The sequence below is a fragment of the Rhizobium sp. BK529 genome, from assembly GCF_014194105.1.
In the GTDB taxonomy this organism is placed as follows: Bacteria; Pseudomonadota; Alphaproteobacteria; order Rhizobiales; family Rhizobiaceae; genus Rhizobium.
This window is the reverse complement of record NZ_JACIAU010000005.1, coordinates 272,106-289,501: the sequence shown is the minus strand read 5'-3', so window position 1 is coordinate 289,501 and position 17,396 is coordinate 272,106. Positions and strand designations below refer to the sequence as shown.

At 57.7% G+C, this 17,396-nt stretch carries 17 protein-coding genes and 2 pseudogenes; 12 read left to right on the top strand and 7 right to left on the bottom strand.

Going from position 1 to position 17,396, the window contains the following annotated elements:
- The first annotated feature begins 1 nt into the window (after nucleotide 1).
- The 4 genes and pseudogenes from FHX08_RS26650 (at nucleotide 2) to FHX08_RS31685 (ending at nucleotide 3,109) form a co-directional block, all read left to right on the top strand.
- Complete coding sequence (locus FHX08_RS26650; protein WP_184327897.1) at nucleotides 2–763, top strand: SDR family NAD(P)-dependent oxidoreductase; 762 nt, start codon at nucleotides 2–4, stop codon at nucleotides 761–763.
- Nucleotides 763–2,169 carry an FAD-binding oxidoreductase gene (locus FHX08_RS26645; RefSeq protein WP_132657378.1) on the top strand — a complete coding sequence of 469 codons (1,407 nt, stop codon included), beginning with the start codon at nucleotides 763–765 and terminating at the stop codon, nucleotides 2,167–2,169. Before FHX08_RS26650 ends, FHX08_RS26645 begins: the two co-directional genes overlap by 1 nt.
- Before the next feature lie 10 nt (nucleotides 2,170–2,179).
- Nucleotides 2,180–2,623, top strand: a pseudogene (locus FHX08_RS32110) (hypothetical protein); the annotation flags it as partial.
- 15 nt (nucleotides 2,624–2,638) lie between these two features.
- Nucleotides 2,639–3,109 carry a hypothetical protein gene (locus tag FHX08_RS31685; RefSeq protein WP_245508365.1) on the top strand — a complete coding sequence of 157 codons (471 nt, stop codon included), beginning with the start codon at nucleotides 2,639–2,641 and terminating at the stop codon, nucleotides 3,107–3,109.
- A gap of 103 nt (nucleotides 3,110–3,212) precedes the next feature.
- Here the strand turns inward: FHX08_RS31685 and FHX08_RS26635 are convergent, their stop codons facing one another.
- The 6 genes from FHX08_RS26635 to FHX08_RS26610 all read right to left on the bottom strand — a co-directional run bounded on the left by FHX08_RS26635 (nucleotide 3,213) and on the right by FHX08_RS26610 (nucleotide 7,647).
- Nucleotides 3,213–3,542 (bottom strand): type II toxin-antitoxin system RelE/ParE family toxin, encoded by a 330-nt coding sequence (locus tag FHX08_RS26635; protein ID WP_184327896.1) that lies wholly within the window; start codon nucleotides 3,540–3,542, stop codon nucleotides 3,213–3,215.
- Nucleotides 3,539–3,814, bottom strand: coding sequence for a type II toxin-antitoxin system ParD family antitoxin (locus tag FHX08_RS26630; protein WP_409527423.1), 276 nt, complete (start codon nucleotides 3,812–3,814; stop codon nucleotides 3,539–3,541). Before FHX08_RS26630 ends, FHX08_RS26635 begins: the two co-directional genes overlap by 4 nt.
- A 1,261-nt stretch (nucleotides 3,815–5,075) precedes the next feature.
- Nucleotides 5,076–5,213 carry a hypothetical protein gene (locus FHX08_RS26625; protein WP_165911962.1) on the bottom strand — a complete coding sequence of 46 codons (138 nt, stop codon included), beginning with the start codon at nucleotides 5,211–5,213 and terminating at the stop codon, nucleotides 5,076–5,078.
- Nucleotides 5,210–6,574, bottom strand: a complete 1,365-nt coding sequence (locus FHX08_RS26620) for an MFS transporter (protein WP_409527420.1) — start codon at nucleotides 6,572–6,574, stop codon at nucleotides 5,210–5,212. Before FHX08_RS26620 ends, FHX08_RS26625 begins: the two co-directional genes overlap by 4 nt.
- 137 nt (nucleotides 6,575–6,711) lie before the next feature.
- Nucleotides 6,712–7,245, bottom strand: a complete 534-nt coding sequence (locus FHX08_RS26615; RefSeq protein WP_132657554.1) for a TetR/AcrR family transcriptional regulator — start codon at nucleotides 7,243–7,245, stop codon at nucleotides 6,712–6,714.
- Nucleotides 7,246–7,434: 189 nt separating this feature from the next.
- The gene (locus FHX08_RS26610) at nucleotides 7,435–7,647 is read right to left on the bottom strand and encodes a hypothetical protein (protein WP_312862207.1); all 213 of its coding nucleotides are present in this window, start codon (nucleotides 7,645–7,647) and stop codon (nucleotides 7,435–7,437) included.
- A 265-nt stretch (nucleotides 7,648–7,912) separates the two neighbouring features.
- On the opposite strand from FHX08_RS26610, the gene FHX08_RS26605 reads away from it, so the two are divergent.
- Genes FHX08_RS26605 through FHX08_RS26580 form a run of 6 tightly spaced genes read left to right on the top strand, consistent with a single transcriptional unit; the run spans nucleotide 7,913 to nucleotide 14,644 of the window.
- The gene (locus FHX08_RS26605) at nucleotides 7,913–9,637 is read left to right on the top strand and encodes a putative bifunctional diguanylate cyclase/phosphodiesterase (RefSeq protein ID WP_132657384.1); all 1,725 of its coding nucleotides are present in this window, start codon (nucleotides 7,913–7,915) and stop codon (nucleotides 9,635–9,637) included.
- A 50-nt stretch (nucleotides 9,638–9,687) separates the two neighbouring features.
- Nucleotides 9,688–10,206 (top strand): ubiquinone biosynthesis methyltransferase UbiE, encoded by a 519-nt coding sequence (locus FHX08_RS26600; protein ID WP_132657556.1) that lies wholly within the window; start codon nucleotides 9,688–9,690, stop codon nucleotides 10,204–10,206.
- Nucleotides 10,203–11,369, top strand: a complete 1,167-nt coding sequence (locus FHX08_RS26595; RefSeq protein WP_184327895.1) for a class I SAM-dependent methyltransferase — start codon at nucleotides 10,203–10,205, stop codon at nucleotides 11,367–11,369. Before FHX08_RS26600 ends, FHX08_RS26595 begins: the two co-directional genes overlap by 4 nt.
- Nucleotides 11,366–13,726, top strand: a complete 2,361-nt coding sequence (locus FHX08_RS26590) for a SpoIIE family protein phosphatase (RefSeq protein WP_132657388.1) — start codon at nucleotides 11,366–11,368, stop codon at nucleotides 13,724–13,726. Before FHX08_RS26595 ends, FHX08_RS26590 begins: the two co-directional genes overlap by 4 nt.
- A 4-nt stretch (nucleotides 13,727–13,730) precedes the next feature.
- Nucleotides 13,731–14,291 (top strand): slr1658 superfamily regulator, encoded by a 561-nt coding sequence (locus FHX08_RS26585; protein ID WP_132657389.1) that lies wholly within the window; start codon nucleotides 13,731–13,733, stop codon nucleotides 14,289–14,291.
- 14 nt (nucleotides 14,292–14,305) lie between these two features.
- A complete protein-coding gene (locus tag FHX08_RS26580) occupies nucleotides 14,306–14,644 on the top strand; it encodes a slr1659 superfamily regulator (protein ID WP_132657391.1) in 339 nt (112 codons plus the stop codon).
- A gap of 18 nt (nucleotides 14,645–14,662) precedes the next feature.
- Here FHX08_RS26580 and FHX08_RS26575 read toward each other — a convergent pair whose 3' ends face one another.
- Entirely contained in the window at nucleotides 14,663–15,811 is a 1,149-nt protein-coding gene (locus FHX08_RS26575; RefSeq protein ID WP_132657393.1) for a helix-turn-helix domain-containing protein, read from the bottom strand.
- Between the two features lie 657 nt (nucleotides 15,812–16,468).
- Here FHX08_RS26575 and FHX08_RS26570 point away from each other — a divergent pair.
- Nucleotides 16,469–16,669, top strand: a complete 201-nt coding sequence (locus FHX08_RS26570; protein ID WP_132657394.1) for a hypothetical protein — start codon at nucleotides 16,469–16,471, stop codon at nucleotides 16,667–16,669.
- 267 nt (nucleotides 16,670–16,936) lie between these two features.
- Nucleotides 16,937–17,364: pseudogene (locus tag FHX08_RS26565) on the top strand (GGDEF domain-containing protein).
- Nucleotides 17,365–17,396 lie beyond the last annotated feature (32 nt).

Below are 17,396 nucleotides of genomic sequence, written 5' to 3'. Positions count from 1 at the left end.
CATGAATCTCGAAACCGTCTTCGGCCTGAAGGGCCGCACCGCCCTTGTCACCGGCTCCAGCCGCGGCATCGGAGCGGCGATCGCCGAAGGCCTAGCCGGCGCCGGCGCTCATGTCATCCTACATGGCACAAAGCCCGGCGGCGCCGACACCGTGCGACAGCGGATCCTCGCATTCGGCGGCAGGGTGGATGAACTTGCCGCCGATCTTTCCGCGCCGCAGGCCGGACGGGAGCTGGTCGAACGGGCCGAGGCGATCGCACCAGTCGACATTCTGGTGATCAACGCCAGTGCGCAGATCAACGCCACGTTGGCGGACCTGTCCGCCGAAGACCTCGCATTCCAGATTTCGGTCAATCTCGGCTCAACGATCGACATGCTGCAGGCGGCACTGCCCCGCATGTCCTCCCGCAAGTGGGGTCGGGTCGTTTCCATCGGCTCCGTCAACCAGCTGCGCCCCAAGGCGATCGTCACCGCCTATGCCGCCTTGAAGGCGGCCCAGCACAATCTCATCCAGAGCCAGGCGCGCGACTATGCGCAGCACAACGTCCTTCTCAACACGCTTGCTCCGGGCCTGATCGATACCGACCGCAACGCCCATCGCCGCGATCACGACCCAGAGGGCTGGGCCAACTATGCGCGCACGCTCAACTGGATGGGGCGCGCCGGGCAGCCGGAGGAAATGGTGGGCGCCGCCATCTTCCTGTCTTCGCAGGCCTGCAGCTTCATGGCCGGCGAGTCGATCTTCCTGACAGGTGGATATTGATGGATCTGCTCGGCCGTCTCCGATCGGTCCTGCCGCATGATACGGTGCTGACCGGCAATGACATGGCCGGCCACCTTCAGGACTGGTGGGGTCGCCAGCAGGGTTCAGCGCTTTGCGTTGCCCTGCCGCGCAGCCGCGAGGACGTCGCCGCTATTGTCTCCATTTGTGCTGCGTCCGGCCATGGCATCGTTCCGCAGGGCGGCAATACGGGCCTGACCGGTGCAGGCGTGCCAGTTCGTCACGACAATCCACCGATTATCGTGTCGCTGTCACGTATGCGGCAGATCCGGAATATCGATCCCGCCAACGGGACGATGAGCGTCGATGCCGGCTGCATTCTCGCAGACGTGAGGACGCAGGCACTGGCTGTCGGTCGATTGTTTCCAGTCAGCCTTGGCGCAGAGGGCTCGTGCCAGATCGGCGGCATCATCAGCACCAATGCCGGCGGCACGAACGTGCTGCGTTATGGTTCGACCCGGGAAAACGTGCTCGGCCTCGAGGTGGTCCTGCCGGATGGCACGATCTGGAACGGCATGAAGGGCCTGCGAAAGGACAATGCCGGCTATGATCTGCGCCATCTGTTCATCGGCGCGGAAGGAAGCCTCGGCATCGTCACCGGCGCAGTCCTGAAGCTGCATCCTCTGCCCAGGGCGCATGCCACCGTGTGGCTCAGCATTGCCGACCCCGCCCGGGCGCTCGCGCTCCTGAACCGGCTGCAAACGGCCTGCGGCGAACGGCTGACGACATTCGAACTGATGAACGCCGCGCAGCTGGCCGGGGTCATCGCCTGCCAGCCGGCACTGCGTCTGCCCACGGAAGGACCCTGGCATCTATTGGTCGAGCTTGCCGACCTCTCGCAGGGCGAGGCGCTGGAGACCATGCTGTTCGAAACGATCGGCGCGGCACTGGATGCCGGTGAGATCACCGAAGCCTTTCCGGCGCAGAACAGTGCGCAGCGCGCGAAATTCTGGGCCCTGCGTCACGGCACCGCGGAGGCAAACCGGCGGAGCGGTCATGTCCTGTCGTCCGATGTCTCGGTACCCATCTCGGCCGTGCCGGATTTCCTGGCTTCGGCCTCAAGCGCCGTACGCGCTTCGTTTCCGCAGGCGGATATCGTCGTTGTCAGCCATATGGGCGATGGCAACGTACATTTCGGCACGCGCTTCGCCGCCGGAGACTGGCAGGCGCTCACCGATCAAACCGGGACGGTGCTTGCGGTGCGCCGGATCGTCAATGACTGCGCGCAGGCGCATGGCGGCAGTTTCAGCGCCGAGCATGGCATCGGTCGCAAACTCACCGCGGAACTGATCGAGCGAACCGATCCGGCAGCACTCCTGCTGATGCGCAGGCTCAAGGCTGCGATCGATCCGCACGGCATCATGAACCCTGGCTGTCTGCTGGACTGAACAATCGGAAATGAGCCAAATCGGGGCCGTACTCGCGGCATCGGCGCACACTGGGATGGAGGAAAGCTTGGCAGTTCTGGAAAATGCGCACTTGGGGATCGAGGTCGCCGAAGCTGGAGCCGAACTCCGCTCTGTCAAAACCAAAGCGGATGGTGCGGAATGGCTGTGGCAGGGCGACCCCGCCTGGTGGGCGGGGCGCTCGCCGCTGCTCTTTCCGGTAATCGGCCAAAGCCCGAATGGCAAAGTCACGATTGCCGACGCCTCCTACGACATGCCGCCACACGGGTTCGCTCGCACCAGCGCCTTCCGGATCGTCGAAGCCGGAGATGATGCCATCACATTCGCTCTGAAATCGAACGATGCAACGCAAGCGGTCTACCCCTTCGATTTCGAGCTGAGCGTTACCTATCGGCTGGAAGCGGATTGCCTGTGCTGCACGGTAACCATCGAAAACCGCGATGAGCGGGAAATGCCCTTCCAGTTCGGCTTTCATCCCGGATTTGCCTGGCCGTTGCCGGGCGCACAGGGACAGCCTCATTCCATAGAATTGGATGGCACCGCCGAGCCTCGGATGCTGCGCCTCGATGCGGCAGGTCTGATGCTGGAGCAGCCTCTGCCTTCGCCGTTTCGCGCCGGCCGGCTGGAAATTTCAGCCTCCCATTTTGAGCGCGGGGCGATGATCTTCGCCGATGGGGCCGGAACCAGGTTCACCTACTCGGCTCCGACGGCAGAAATCGAGTTGAGTGCGACCAACCTGCCGGTCTTCTCGGTTTGGCAAAAGCCGGGCGCCCCGTTTCTGTGCCTCGAGCCATGGCACGGCATGCCGCCGTTTCCGATCCACGGCGCTGCATTGATCAACCGCAGCGGCTGCAAGATCCTGCGGCCACACGCGAGGGCGCAATTTTCGATGGACTTGCGATTCAAGATTACCCGGTCCTAGCAACCGGCGTGAGCTTACATCTGAGCCAACATCATCGTCTTGCTCTTGATGGGGTTGAAACCTAAAGCCAGGGAAATCGGCAGTTGCAAATATGTCCTGATAATCAATGATTCTCGGGCTCGTGGATCGACGGTGGAATGTCCCGCTTCGCGTGGAGCACACGCCACACATCCACATGATCCTTTTGATCACAATAAAAGACGATATACGGGTATCGTTTCAGTGAAATGCTGCGCAGGTCAGGCAATCCCAGCTCGTATCCATATCGTAGCGATCCCGATTCCGGATGCCTTGCGATCAGGTCATAAGCTGTCTCTAAAGCGTCAATAAAGCCAAAGGCAACCTTGGTTCCAGCCTCGAGTATGGAGTGGTCTACGGCCGCTTCGACGTCACTGCGAGCCAATTCCCGAGGGACGACGGACTTGTTTGTCACTTGCTGTGCCGGCCACGCACACGATCACGCAATTCGCCGAAATAGCGCCCATCGGCGGGATCGGATTGTACGGACGATGCTCCGGCAACCAAGAGTCCGCGCAACACAAGACGGTCCTGATCTCGTCGAATCAATTCGCGGATATATTCGCTGCTCGTCCCATAGCCACGTCCCGCGACCTGCTCATCAACGAAGCTCTTAAGATGGTCTGGGAGGGAAATGTTCATCGTGCTCATATGAATACCTATAGCTGCAATGGCAAAATTTGGCAAGATAGGCCTTTTCGATGGGCGGGCACCTCCCGATCGCCAGATGATCTGATCATTGCTGATCAGGCGCATAGTCGGAACCTCTCAGGCGTGCTCGCGTTCTCGCCATCATGCCGGACCTTGCGGTGTACATAGCCTTTCTTGGCGCCGTTCTCGTGATGCAGATCACGCCGGGGCCTGACATTCCGCTCGTGATCGGACGCGGAGTAGGCCACGGCTGCGGGGTGGCGTTCTGCACCGTATCGGGCTTCATGTTGGCTGGCCTTATCGAGGTGCCGCTCCTAGGACTTGGGTCGCTTCACTCCTAAACGCTACGTCCTTTGCCTTTGACTTCATGCGTTGGGCGGGCGCTGCCTAGCTCATCTAGCTCGGTGCCAAGCTGCTGTGGTCGACCCGGCACGCGAGCGACATGGCTAAGACCGCGGAGGTCGGGCGCTGGTCGGCGCTGGCCACGATCCGTGAGGGCCTGATCAACAATTTGGCCAATCCCAAGCCCCTCCTGTTCATATGTTCGCCTTGCTGCCGCAGTTCGTCTCGCCGGAGCGGGGGCTGTGGCGAACCAGCTTCTGGTGCTCGGGCTCACCCAGAAAGCCACCGGGCTTGTCGTCCAGGGCTCGGTGGCTCTCGCGTCCGGCGGCGGCGCCTATCTGACCAGCGAGATCAAGACTTCGTTCAAAGGCTATTATTCCGGCTCGCCCGGCCAGCAATCCTCCCTGACCCGTTCTTTCGTGCAGTTCGATGGCGTCGGCGATACGGCGAACGCCCGGCGCGCAATCGGCGGGCACCCGGCATCGCTGGTTTCCGGCGTCTGCATGCTGAAGAAGCCGAGCAGCCCTTACGCTGACGAAAAGGGCTGCGTGCCGCTCGGCAAAATCATCAACTATGCCGGCGGCCGCAGCAACGGCTGCACGACTTGGTCTCCGGCGGAGGCGCCGCATTGCTTTCCACCGTTTAGGACAACCCCACAACCGTCTACATCTATCCAGAGCCCCGCGACATCGAGGCCATTTCCAAGGCCAAGAGTTCGGCCCAATCGGGCGTCTAGTGGAATGCTTTCTGCCTTAAGCAGATCGGCACGCCGCGGTTCTGGAGCAGGGACAAGCTCGAACTGCTTATCGCCAAATACAAGAAAGACCATCCTGCTCCTCCGCACAAGCCCATCCCGATCTGCGATACGCCGTCGAATTGACACAAGCGCGCGGATCCCGCAGTCCTGTCTCGCTGGAATTCGTTATATTCTTTGACGTCTGCCGGTAGACAGGCATCACGTTTCCGGGATTGGTATGCCCTTGAGCTTGACGCGCGCCAGGTTGTCGGAGCTGCGAGTACCAACTGAGACGGCGGGAATGGTAACACCGCCATCGGACGAAGCGATGGCCAACCGACCGATTTTCGCGCTCATCGGAGGGCCTCTTTCTTTGCTCCAAGGCCGGCGGAAAGCCAACCTGCAATGAGAAGACAGAAAGCGATCGCGACTGCTGCAATGCTGTAGGCATGTCCGATGGATATCACATCAGTTGAGGAGCCTAGGACTGAAAAGAACAGTCCGCCGATCAAAGCTGTCGCTAAAGCGCCGCCGATCTGAAGCATCGAATTGACCAGACCGGAAGCCAAACCAGACTGCGCCGTGTCAACCCGCTGTACGACTGTCCTCACGAGATTGGGAAGTGCAATGCCTTGTCCGGCACCAACGAAGAAAAGTGCCACGTAGAGAAACTCTGGCGCCCCAAATGAGACCAGTGCTGCCGTCCCGAACAATCCGGCCGCCTCCAGGGACATGCCCGCGGCGGTGGAATACCTGCCGAAGACGTGAAAGATGTAGCCACTCGCGAATGGCCCGAGAACGAAGCCGACCGCCGCGGGTAGGATTGCAAGGCCGGCCTCGAATGGTGTGCGACCAAGGCCGCCTTGTTGGTAGACCGAGAATGTCAGCCAGAAGGCCGCAAAGGCATAGAAGAAGAATGCGGCGAGCAACCCGCGCTTCAGTCCCGGAGTCCGAACCAAGCGCGGTGCGAGGATCGGGTCTCTACCGGCCGCCTCTACCTTCTGCTCATGATGCCAAAATAAGAAAAGAAGTGGCAGGCAACCGGCAAGCATCAGGAGCGACCAGATCGGCCACCCCTGCTCGCGGCCCTCGATGAGCGGCGAGATCAGTGCAAATAGTGCAAGTGCGATCAGCACTGCTCCGCCAACGTCCAGTTTGCTTGCGTGCTCCGATCGCGTCTCGCGCAGTACCATCATCGCGGAAGGCGCCGCTATGGCGATCACTGGAAGATTGATAAGGAAAACGGCCCTCCATCCGAGATCGAGGATATTCAGCGCGATCAGCGCTCCACCGAGAAATAGCCCAGCCATCGATGCCACACCGAAAGTCAGAGCGTAGAAGCTGAGTGCCCTCGATTTCTCGTGATCGGGAAAAATCGCATTGATGGATGCCAGAGCCTGCGGTGCCATGATTGCCGCAGCAAACCCTTGAAGAACCCTGCCGACAACAAGTGCCGCTGGAGACCAAGCGAAGCCGCATAAGGCGGAGGCGGCTGCGAACGCAACCATCCCTGCCAGGAAGACATTCCGGCGACCGTAGAGATCCCCAAGCCTGCCCCCAGTGATCAGCATGACGGCGTAGGTTGTGGCATAGCCCGAAATGATCAGCTGCATTGTTGATGCAGTGGCCTGAAAGTCCTCACGGATCGAGGGCAGCGCCACGTTGACGATGAAGAAATCCAGAGGCGGCAGAAAAGCTCCGGTCAACAGGATGACCAACGCCGTCCATCTGTGCGGGTCGAGGCTGTCCTCGGAGTCGCGAGAAGGTTTCAGAATGTATCTCCATTCGATTTGCAAAGCCGACTGAACGGCTTAAAAGTACACGATTTTAGGAACCATTCGGTTCCTAATTGAAGTCAGTCGAGCGGCTTCAGCGCGAAGTCGACCATTGCCCTGGTGACGTCGCGATCTGCTCCTGCCTTTCCCAGCACTCTCATTCCTTGGATCTGACAGACGAGAAACCTCGCCAGTGTTCGCTCGTCCAGCCCAGGATCAATCTCACCGAGGGCTTGAGCTCTTATGATCGCTGCTGCGTAGAGATCTTGCAGTCGCCGAAAAAGACGGGAAATTCGCGCGGAAACCTCTTCGTCCCCTGGAAGCATTTCGACAGCCGACAACACCACAAAACATCCACGCAGCCCCTCCTTGCCGGAGGACTCTTCAACCTGCCGCGAAAATGCTTCTTTGATGGCGGCTTTGGGCGACGCGTTGGAATGCAGGATTTCGCCGACCTTGCGAATAGCATCCTCAATGTAGACATCAAGCGCGCGGAGATAGACGCCTCGCTTGTCTACGAACGCCTTGTAGAAACTACCCCGCGATAGGTTCATTCCTTCAAGCAAGTCGGGCAAAGACGCATCGTGATATCCACGATCCCAAAAAACGCCCATTGCCTTACGAACGGCGTCATCGAGTTCGAATTCGCGAGGGCGACCGACGGACGGGGAGGTCTGATCGTGTTTAACCATGAACGTAATATGGAACCATTCGGTTTCTATTGCAAGCGATATTTCCGGAGACTATGGACATAGTCGTGGCGACCAAACCGCTAATTGCCCAGTCTAGCAGCCGCAACGGCATCAGGAACCGTGGCAATCTTCGCGATGACGTCTGGCAAATCGCCGGGTGCGTGCGCTCCACCAATGCGTGCAATTGCCGTTGCTTTTCCTCGCCCTTGGCAAAGGCGTCTGTACCTCAGTGGGGAGCGGAGTTTCGCGTCGCTCGAAGGTCGCTGCGATTGCACGTGCCAATCTATCATCATCGAAATCGAATGACCTGCTGAGATTCCAGATGTCGTAGAATTCCTTATTCCGGCTGTTTGGACGCCCGCCGAATACATGTGAAAGTCGTCAAGGGCCGTCGACGTGCGAGCTCAAGGCAGTACATAACCGGGAAAACTACTATCTTTCAGTGGAGTGGCATTGACCGCAACACGTTCTGCGATCATTATTCCGGAATATCTAAATTAGAGACGTTATCTGAATCACATCAGAATCAAGCCGGTGCAGACGGACTAGCGGGTGTCTCCAAGAGGAGTTTACGAAAGGGGAGGAACGGATGCCGGATGGCGATGCGACACGGCTTGCTTCTGTCGAAACCTATCTCCCTGCCAATACTGACGAGCTCGTCTCTTTCTATGACGAGAGCTTTCATCTTACCGAATGCTCAGCAAGGCATCGGCAGACGCATGCAGTCGACTCTCTGGTCGATGCTACCTTGTGGCATGTCTATCCGGAGCTTTTAGCACCTTCGACGAAATCTGCGGTCGAACACGTGCTCTCGAGTGGATTGCCGCGAAACGTCGAGATCGCAAATGCAAAGACTGGAGATCAGCGTACGCTCACAGTTTTCCGCAGCTCTAGCGGCTTGGGCGTGGTCGAGGCGGACGGCGATGCTAACTTGCGCGGGACTTATAGCCAGGCCGAAACTGACCGTGCGCTTCTTTTTCATCAGGCTACCCACGATGTTTTGACCGGACTGCCAAATCGACGGCAATTCAGCGATCAATTGCGAGATGCCCTGCCGGTATCAAAGGGGGTCAAGTTCGCCCTCATGCAGATCGACCTCGATGACTTTAAGCCTGTGAATGACACATTGGGCCATGGTGCCGGCGATACCGTCCTGAAGATGGCGGCCGAACGGATAAGGAGCGTGCTCGGCGAGCAGGAAATCGCGTATCGATTAGCCGGTGACGAGTTCGCGGTCATCCAGCGCAGAGCCAACCAGCCTCGGGAGGCGGAGCGCTTGGCAGAAGCGCTCGTCGGTGCTTTCAGGGAGCCGTTCACGGTCGAAGGCATCAATGTCTTTGTCGGCGCAAGCGTCGGGATTGCCGTTGCCCCAGCCGATGGAAACGAATTCGAACAGCTCATGAAAGCAGCAGATATTGCGCTTTATGCGGCCAAAGAGGACGGCAGGCACAGGGCAAGGAAGTTTAACCGCTCCATGCTCATGGTTCTGGAACAGCGGGAGACGCTGCGCCGCAGTCTGCGAACCGCCCTTAAAGAGGGCCAGTTCTTCATCGAATATCAGCCACTCGTACAACCTCCTTTTTCGATCGTCGGCTTCGAAGCACTATTGCGATGGCATCATCCAGTCGTTGGCATCATCCCGCCCAATATCTTCATCCCCATGGCCGAGACGGACGGTTTGATGAGAGACATCGGTCAATGGCTCCTTGAACAGGCCTGTCGTGAAGCGATGTCGTGGCCGGCCCATTTTACAGTGGCTGTCAATCTCTCCCCAGCGGAGTTTCTGCACGCAGGCCTTACCGATCGCATTGCCCAGACCCTGGACCTCGTTGGCATCCGTGCCGACCGACTTGAATTTGAGATCACTGAGTCTGTGCTGTTGGAGCGCACAATCAACAATCTCGACACCCTCAATACCTTAAAGGTGCTGGGAGTGCAGATTTCGCTCGACGATTTTGGGACCTACTATTCGTCGCTGAGTTACCTGAAGAACTTTCCCTTCGATACGATTAAGATCGACCGGTATTTCATCAAGGATCTTGAGATCGACGACAAGAGTCGGACGATCGTTCAATCCATTATCGCCCTCGCTCACGGGCTCGGTATGCGCGTCACTGCCGAGGGTGTTGAAACGGCAAAACAAGCTGCTTGGCTCAAAAAAGCAAAATGTGACCGGCTGCAAGGATATTTCCTCGGCAAGCCGATGCCCGCCGAAGAGCTCGGTGTGTTCCTCGGCAGGCTTATGCCACCCGTCGCCTTTGAAAACTTCTCGATTTCCGGTCGAACGCCGCCTTTGGATCCAAGGAGAATGTGAATATCAGTTTTTTAAACTCCCTCGGAGCGGATATGGGAGGAGGAAACGGTATGCATGCAGCCAGCAACAAGTCAGCGGAAGTCGCCTTCAAGCCCCTCCTCCGGTTCGAGATGGACATGGCGACATTTCTTTCCGACTGGCAGCATTGCGATCAACTGTCGACGTTCATGGCGCGGATGATCAGCCACAATCGCAGCGATCCGATCCGCCATTCGAACCTCTTCTCGTTTGCTCTCAATGAATTGTTGGAAGTATCGTTTCGCGGTGGATCTGCGCGGGGATTGATCGACTGTGCCGTCTATCGATACGACGCGACGGAACGTGTGAGGCTCAGTTTCACCTGCCCCGCCGGACAGCGGGAGTTCTATCGCGAGGCGGTGTCGAGATCCCGACAGGAAGATGCGATAGCACGTTATCTCAGTGCGATTTCAATCGATCAGACGCCAAACAGGGAGGTCATGCTTCTTGATCTGGCAATCAATTTCGATGCTCGCCTCGACCTGGAGGAACCCACTGCAGCCAGCATCACATTGGTCGTCGACCTGCCGCTTGAAGGAAACATGCGTTGAACACAACACCCTTCTTTGCAGACTTCGACTCCAACAGCCAGGAATTCGTCCTGGCTGGCGTGATCCGACCACATTCCGTCGATGAGATCGCCGCCAGCATTTTCATGCTCAAGGAGGCGATCGATGATGTGCGAGGGGTTCTTTACATCAACGTAAAGCGCCTCGTTCAGATGAATAACACCGCCTTTCAGGCCTTTGCCCGCGTCGTGCTGGACACCTGCCGAACAAGATCCGATCTTCGTTTCGTTGTCGTGACGTCAAGCGTCGTTGGCTGGACCGGGCGCATGTTCAAACATCTGAGCAACATTGAGCCGCGAGTAACGGTGGAGGTCTACGATTCCGGGTTTTATCCCGGCCAGAGCTTCGTCGAGGATACGAGCTTCATTCCGATATTGCGCACACAAACCAGGATGACCTGGCGCCACGAGCGCTCGATCCTTTCCCGTCACGGCATGCGACCAGGAATCGTGATGGCCGATATTTGCTGCGGCATTGGTGATTTCGCCATGCTTGTCAAAAAAGAGTTCCGGCCAACGCGGATCGTGGCGCTCGACCATTCCCAGGCAAGTCTCGCCTATGCGCGCGAGGTCGCCGCCAGCTTCAGTGTTGCCGATATCGAATATACTTACGGCGATGCCTCCGAGATGCTGCTCGAAGACAACCAGTTCGACCTGGTCACCTGCCGTCATTCGCTTCAGATATTCAACCGGCCGGATGTGCTTCTGAAAGAGCTTCTCCGGATCTGCAAGCCGGGCGGGAGGGTATACATAACAAACGAGAAGAATTCGCATTGCCTGGGCGAACCCTGCTCACAGAGCATTCAATGGACGTATAATGAAGTGGCAAAGCTATTCAGCCACTTCGAAATGGACGTGGAACTCGGCCCGAAAAGCCGCCGATATCTCACCGACGCTGGCTTTGAGGATATTCTCGTCGAATCCTTCATGGTCACCAATCTCGATGGAGATCCGCAGGATTTCGCCGACGTTATCGCAGCCTGGGAGAATGTCTATGCCGGACAAATGGCTGTCAAGCGCGGGGATCCTCCCGAATTCATAGAACGCTTCCGGCAGGGTTTCAGGGACCACATCTTTGCTGCCCTTCATCCCAAGGGCTATGCCGGCTGGCCAATCTGGGCGGCGTCCGGACGCAAACCGTCATGAGCACACCCGCTCGAGGGACCGCACCTTTTGGCTTGCACTCGTTTCGCGCGAAGTTCGTCTTCGTTGTCGGAAGCGCCGTACTCTTCGACCTTTTGGTAACCGGCGGCCTGGCGCTTTGGAATGTGCAAAGGCTCTCGCGTGATGCCGCCGCCGAGGTCGGCCAAGGTTTGGAGGAAGCCAACCAAGGCTATATCCGTTCCTATGCGGAAACGACGGCCGAACACGTCAACCTGCTCCTCAACCAGGTCCATTCCGATGTCAGCACGTTGGCCGGCGTTCTTCAGGCCCAGATCGATCACCCCTCGAGAAAAGCCAGGATTGGCCAGGCGATGGCTCTCGGTTCTCCAGGATCCACCAAGGTCTTTTACGATGTGAACGGAGGATGGGCACAGAACCTGCCCGGCTCACCTTCCGTCGTCAGCGTCTGGGGATATCTCCTGGGATCCGATCACCTTCCATTGCCGGAGGTCGAGAAGGACATCGAAACCAGTGCAGTTCTCGACCTGGTTGCGCCAAGTCTCCTGTCGGACGGTCTGTCGAAGCTTCAGATGTACTATATCGGCCCGATGGAGCGTCCGATTTTCCGCACAACGCCCTATACGGCCCAGGCCCAGACGTTCGACAGGCTCTATCCTGGGCACAACAGCGCGGCGTTCTGGACCTTCTTCTTTCCCGGGCTTTATGAGTCGTGGGAGCAATGGGGCAAGGACAGAGGGCAGCGCCCGGTCGACAGTGACATCACGCAGACGGCCCCTTATACGGATGCAATCACGGGAAAGCTCATCGTCAGCTTCTTTCAACCGCTCTGGTCCCGTGATCGGACGAAAGTCGCAGGCGCCGCCGGAACCGATATCACGCTCGACCAGCTTGCTGGAATCATCGAGAGCGTCAAGGTTGCCAGCAGCGGCTTCGGATTTCTGGCCATGTCGGACGGCAACGTGGTCGCCATCAATCCGACGGGTGAGAAAATCATCGGCCTTCAGGCATCAAATAATCAAGGCGGCGAGGGTGTCACGGGCCTAAACCGTTCACTGAAGGCAAGCCGGCAGCCGGAAGTCGCCCAATTACCGCTGGGCGAAGATGGTCTGTTGCGGCATATTCGCCTTGATGAAAATGGCGAAAAGGTTCCCTATCTCGTTGTCTTGAAGCAGCTGCGGCCGACGAACCTATGGCTTTCCGGCCCTGTCAGACGCGAAGCCATGCTGCTCGGCATCGTCGTGCCGGAGCGCGAGATTTATGCCTCGCTCTTTGCTGCACAGGCCGGAATTTCACAGGCGACCAATCGGATTCTGATCTACCAGATTCTGGCACTCCTCGTATCGCTGTGCTTTGTCATCACAGCCGTTTTTGCCATATCGAAGCGCATCACCAGGGGCATCAGTTCGCTCGCCGAAGCCGCCAAACGCATTCAGGCCAAGGATTATTCCGTCAGGGTGGACATCCCGACGCATGATGAAGTCGGCGAAGCGGGAACGGCCTTCAACCGCATGGCGGAACAGATTAGTTTCCACACGGAAAATCTCGAGCAGCTCGTCGAGGACAGAACAAAGGAGATCGAAGAGGCGAACCTACAGATCTCCACTTTGAACCAACAGTTACGCAGCGAAAACCTGCGCCTTGGCGCGGAGCTTGCGGTTGCGCGCCGCATCCAGATGATGGTTCTTCCCAAAGCCGGCGAATTGGAGGAGATCTCGGATCTGGAGATCGCAGCCTACATGCGTCCGGCAGACGAGGTCGGGGGCGATTACTACGATGTCCTGAGGGAAGGAACGCGGTTGAAGATCGGCATCGGCGACGTTACGGGACACGGCCTGGAAAGCGGTGTTTTGATGCTGATGGTCCAGTCGATTGCGCGGGCATTGCAGGAAGCTGGCGACATGGAGCCCTCGCAGTTTCTGAACAGGGTGAACCGCGCCATCTATAAGAACCTCGTCAGGACCAGCACAAACAAGCATCTTTCCCTCGCCTTCCTGGACTACGACGGCAGACGCCTGACACTTTCGGGCCAGCACGAAGAACTGATCGTCGTTCGCAAATTCGGAAAGGTGGAGCGGATCGATACGCTTGACCTCGGCCTGCCGATCGGCCTGGAGCCGGATATTTCGTCCTTCGTGGCAACGCGCGAGGTGTCCTTCGACCGCGACGATATAATCGTTCTGCATACGGATGGCGTGACGGAAGCCGAGGATCGTAACGGAGAACTCTTTGGTATCGAGCGGCTTTGCGAAAGCGCCGGTCGGCGATACGGCTTGAGCGCCGAGGACGTCAAGGCCGGGATCATCGAGGATTTGATGGCGCATATCGGCACGCAGAAGATCCATGACGATATCACACTCGTGGTTATGAGACACAGGTGAACGAATGACGACCTTGTATGGATTGGAAGATCTGGCGACTGGAACAAACGAAAATGTCACAAGGTTACGCCTTTTTGAGGGCCCCCTCGATCTCGGCTGGAAACATTGCGCGATTACGTCGGATTTCGTCGCCGAGGTCGTGGCCTTGCGCTACCGCACATCCCGCAGCCTCTACAGGGAGGTCAGGCACAATGTCAGCTATCTGACGAACGAGCTTGTCGAGAACGCAGTAAAATTCCGTGCAGCCGGCGAGATTGTCATAGAGGCTTCGGTTGGGAACAATGTCTTCCGCGCCAAAGTCTCCAATCTTGTCGATGAGCAAACATCCCGGCAGTTCCAGCACTTGCTGTCGGAAATCACGATAGGCGACCCGAGCGAGCTGCTCATCAGGCGAATTGAGGCGAATGCAATTGGCACAAATGTGACCGGCTCAGGTCTCGGACTTCTGACCCTCATGAGCGATTATGGCGCTCATTTTGCGTGGGTTTTTGGAGCAGGCAAGCCAGACGGCAGAATTCCGCTGGAAACCTACGCATCCATCACAGTTCCAGATGCAGCGAATTGATGAGAGAGGTCGATATGGAAATCAAGGAAGAAGAATATCGCGTCTGGTCGGAAGGTACGGAAATCTACTTCGATGGGATCATGCGGCTGCCCAGCACGGAGGCCTACGCGCCCATTTTTTCCCTTGTCGTGAATATTCTGGACGCCAAACCGGATCGCGTCACCATCGACCTCACGGGTCTACAATTTCTCAATTCATCCGGAATCAACCTGCTCGCGAAGCTCACGATTGAGGTTCGCAACAAGCCGAATGTTCAATTCACGGTGCGCGGAAGCTCGGAATATCCCTGGCAGTCGAAGTCGCTTCCGAACTTGAAGAAATTGCACCCGGGGGTAGATCTCAGACTTAGTTAAGACAAAGCTGACATCGAGTCAGCCTGCAGGCGTCAGCCAATCGCCGATCGTTGTCCCATGAATCCGTGTGGAACGCGCAGCCGGAACCGCCGGGCGCTCAGTCGCCGCGCTTTTTCGGATCTCACGGGGGCTGGACCCGAATTCGTGACTGAAAGCGCGCGTAAAATTGGCAGCGGCGTCAAAACCGGTCGCTTCCGCAATCTCCGAGATCGGCCTGTTGTCGGCAGGATTGCTGAGATCCGCATATGCCTGCAGCAATCGACGTTTGCGAATGTAGTTGGAGACGCCCCCGTTCGCTTCGAACAATTGGTAGAGCCGCGTGCGCGAGATGCCCAAGGCACGGCACATGATGTCAGGTGTCAAATTGTTTGAATGGAGGTTGAGGTGAATGTAGCGGTGCGCCCGCTCCATCATTCCCATACTGGTCTGGATCTGACCAGTTTGCGGCCTTGAGGACGACACGGCGCATGCGACGACCATGTCGGAGATGGTTTGCACGATCCGGGGCACCTCCCCTGCCGCCAGATTGCTCAACTTCGTTTCAAGATCCGTCATATAGGTCGTGAGTAGCTCGGCCAGGCTGCCGGACAGAAGCGTGTTGTTGGCGCCCTGGAGAAGGCTCGCATTCGCAGCCAACAATTCATAGGGCAGGAAGACAAGCACCGCGACTGAATCAATCATCCGCCCGCGATGGGGATAACCGAGGGATCTGAAAAATACGTCGCCGGGACCGGCCTCCGTGACGTGACGGCTGACCTCCGTCCAGACCCGGCCGCTGTGAAGCAGGCCGACGTTCCAATGGTCGATCGGGCTCGATCGCAGCGTGGCTTGATCGCGAATATAGCTGTGAGCCTGCGTGCGCTGCTGGACGATGAGTATGTCGCCGACATGCCAGCCGATCTGTTCGGCAAGAAAGCCGTCGTCGGGTGATTTTTCGTCCGGCAGGTGAACGTCGACGAGCGGCGCCATATGCGCACGCCAGGCCTGGAACTGGTCTTTTGGTGGCAGATCCTGTGTGGAGAAACGTAAGGGCACCAGCGCGGGCGCAATATCCAGGCGGCGCTCCTTCTCCATGGCCGGTTCGCGCGGCCAGCGCCGTCGCTCCATGTGGGCCGGCCACTTCTGTCCAGCGGCGCGGTCATCTCCCGGTTCGGACTCCGTATCCATCCAATTCCTCCAGCGCACAAGCCGATCCGGCTGCTGAAATTGAGAGGAAATAATCGTTCTGGCGGATGAGACCTCCGCATTGCCGCCTGAAAAGGAGGTGGCTGAACGTCACGTGCATAAGCTATTTATCATGTTCTTTTGCGAGCAGAAATGTACGGAACGATAATTTTCAGGATGCACGGATAACGACAATTGCGTCCCGGTCCTGTATCTAAATAAGCGATGATGAATTCCGAATAAAATTCGGAAATTCCAAAATATTCATGAGCAAGCGCGATGTAGTTTCAAGGGTGCGATGGACGCGAAGCGACAGTTATTCAATATAAAACGGGAACATGGGAGTATAGTCGTAACCATCTGAGTCATATTCGTGCATGCTCTGCACAATCTTCGGTCAATGACCGAGATTTTTCGTCATACAACCTTCCGTCACCGTGCGGAATTCTTGCCGCCGGTGATGCAGGTTTCCTCGGATTCAATTATGCAAGACGCTCCTGACGCCGATCGATGGTGACGGCAGAGCGAGGGGTTGCGCGCAGCGGTAGCGCCATCTGTGTCAGTGCGTAATGACGCGACCTTGCACGCAACCCTTACTATTCTACCGGTTAGCGAATTTCATGCGAAGCTGCCCTTTCTTGTGGCAGAACGGAGGCTACGATGACCACCACATGCGATGAGAAACAGATTGAATTGACACCGATTTCGAGCTGCAGAAGAGCGGTCGAAATCGCGATGGTGGAAATGCTCGTCAATTTGCAGAAGCGTGGATGGTCGGCAGCGGAACTGGCGCTGGCGCTCGCAGACGCCTCAGAAGATCTTGTCATGCTGATCGCGACGAAAAAACTTAGAACGCATTAACTAAATGAGCGAGTGAAATTATGCCGTCGCTTGGCTCTCGGGGGCGTCGGCGCAACAGGTGGCGCGGTGAGCGTCATCCTTGTAGCACTTTTCGAGCGGCGGCGCCGGTCATGCTTGCCAATGTTCTTGCGTCCTTCTTGCGGATCTGCTCGAGCGAGAAAAGCAGCGCGTCCGTATGGTGCGTGTGCTTGAGAATGAGGCAAGCGTCGATCCTTTGACGAAGCTGCCAATCGCCGCGTCTTTCAGCGGGCGGCAGATCGCTGCGCCGTGGAAGCGGGCAATCGCAGGCGACCTTTTTCCATCAATTTGCTCGACATCGACCACTTCAAGAAGATCAACGATACTTGGGGCACGACGTGGGCGACACTGTGCTCTCGAAGGTCGCTGACCTCATCCGCCGGACGGCTCGCAAGAGCGATATCGCCGCCCGTTACGGAGGTGAAGAGATCATAATTCTTCCCCCGGATTCGGAAGAGTACGAGGCATCGATCGTCGCCGAGAAAATCCGCCATACGATGGAGGCGGAGAATTTGATTGTCGGCAATGCCGCGATCAAGGTTACTGTCAGCATCGGCGTTGTGGCAGTCAAACCAGGCAGTACCAATATTCAGACGACGATCGAGGCCGCGGACAAGGCGCTCTATCGCGCCAAGACCCCAGGCCGTAACCGCGTCGAGCTGGCGAACGCGGCGTAAGAGCGGTGCTTTTGCCGGCTCGATGACGGTAC

What these genes read in the sequence shown, in the direction of transcription:
- FHX08_RS31685 (WP_245508365.1), top strand. Translation starts at nt 2,639, where the DNA reads ATGCCCTTCCAGTTCGGCTTTCATCCCGGATTTGCCTGGCCGTTGCCG.
- FHX08_RS26625 (WP_165911962.1), bottom strand. Translation starts at nt 5,213, where the DNA reads ATGAGCGCGAAAATCGGTCGGTTGGCCATCGCTTCGTCCGATGGCGGT.
- FHX08_RS26580 (WP_132657391.1), top strand. Translation starts at nt 14,306, where the DNA reads ATGGAAATCAAGGAAGAAGAATATCGCGTCTGGTCGGAAGGTACGGAA.
- FHX08_RS26645 (WP_132657378.1), top strand. Translation starts at nt 763, where the DNA reads ATGGATCTGCTCGGCCGTCTCCGATCGGTCCTGCCGCATGATACGGTG.
- FHX08_RS26600 (WP_132657556.1), top strand. Translation starts at nt 9,688, where the DNA reads ATGCATGCAGCCAGCAACAAGTCAGCGGAAGTCGCCTTCAAGCCCCTC.
- FHX08_RS26585 (WP_132657389.1), top strand. Translation starts at nt 13,731, where the DNA reads ATGACGACCTTGTATGGATTGGAAGATCTGGCGACTGGAACAAACGAA.
- FHX08_RS26590 (WP_132657388.1), top strand. Translation starts at nt 11,366, where the DNA reads ATGAGCACACCCGCTCGAGGGACCGCACCTTTTGGCTTGCACTCGTTT.
- FHX08_RS26605 (WP_132657384.1), top strand. Translation starts at nt 7,913, where the DNA reads ATGCCGGATGGCGATGCGACACGGCTTGCTTCTGTCGAAACCTATCTC.
- FHX08_RS26570 (WP_132657394.1), top strand. Translation starts at nt 16,469, where the DNA reads ATGACCACCACATGCGATGAGAAACAGATTGAATTGACACCGATTTCG.
- FHX08_RS26615 (WP_132657554.1), bottom strand. Translation starts at nt 7,245, where the DNA reads ATGGGCGTTTTTTGGGATCGTGGATATCACGATGCGTCTTTGCCCGAC.
- FHX08_RS26650 (WP_184327897.1), top strand. Translation starts at nt 2, where the DNA reads ATGAATCTCGAAACCGTCTTCGGCCTGAAGGGCCGCACCGCCCTTGTC.
- FHX08_RS26575 (WP_132657393.1), bottom strand. Translation starts at nt 15,811, where the DNA reads ATGGATACGGAGTCCGAACCGGGAGATGACCGCGCCGCTGGACAGAAG.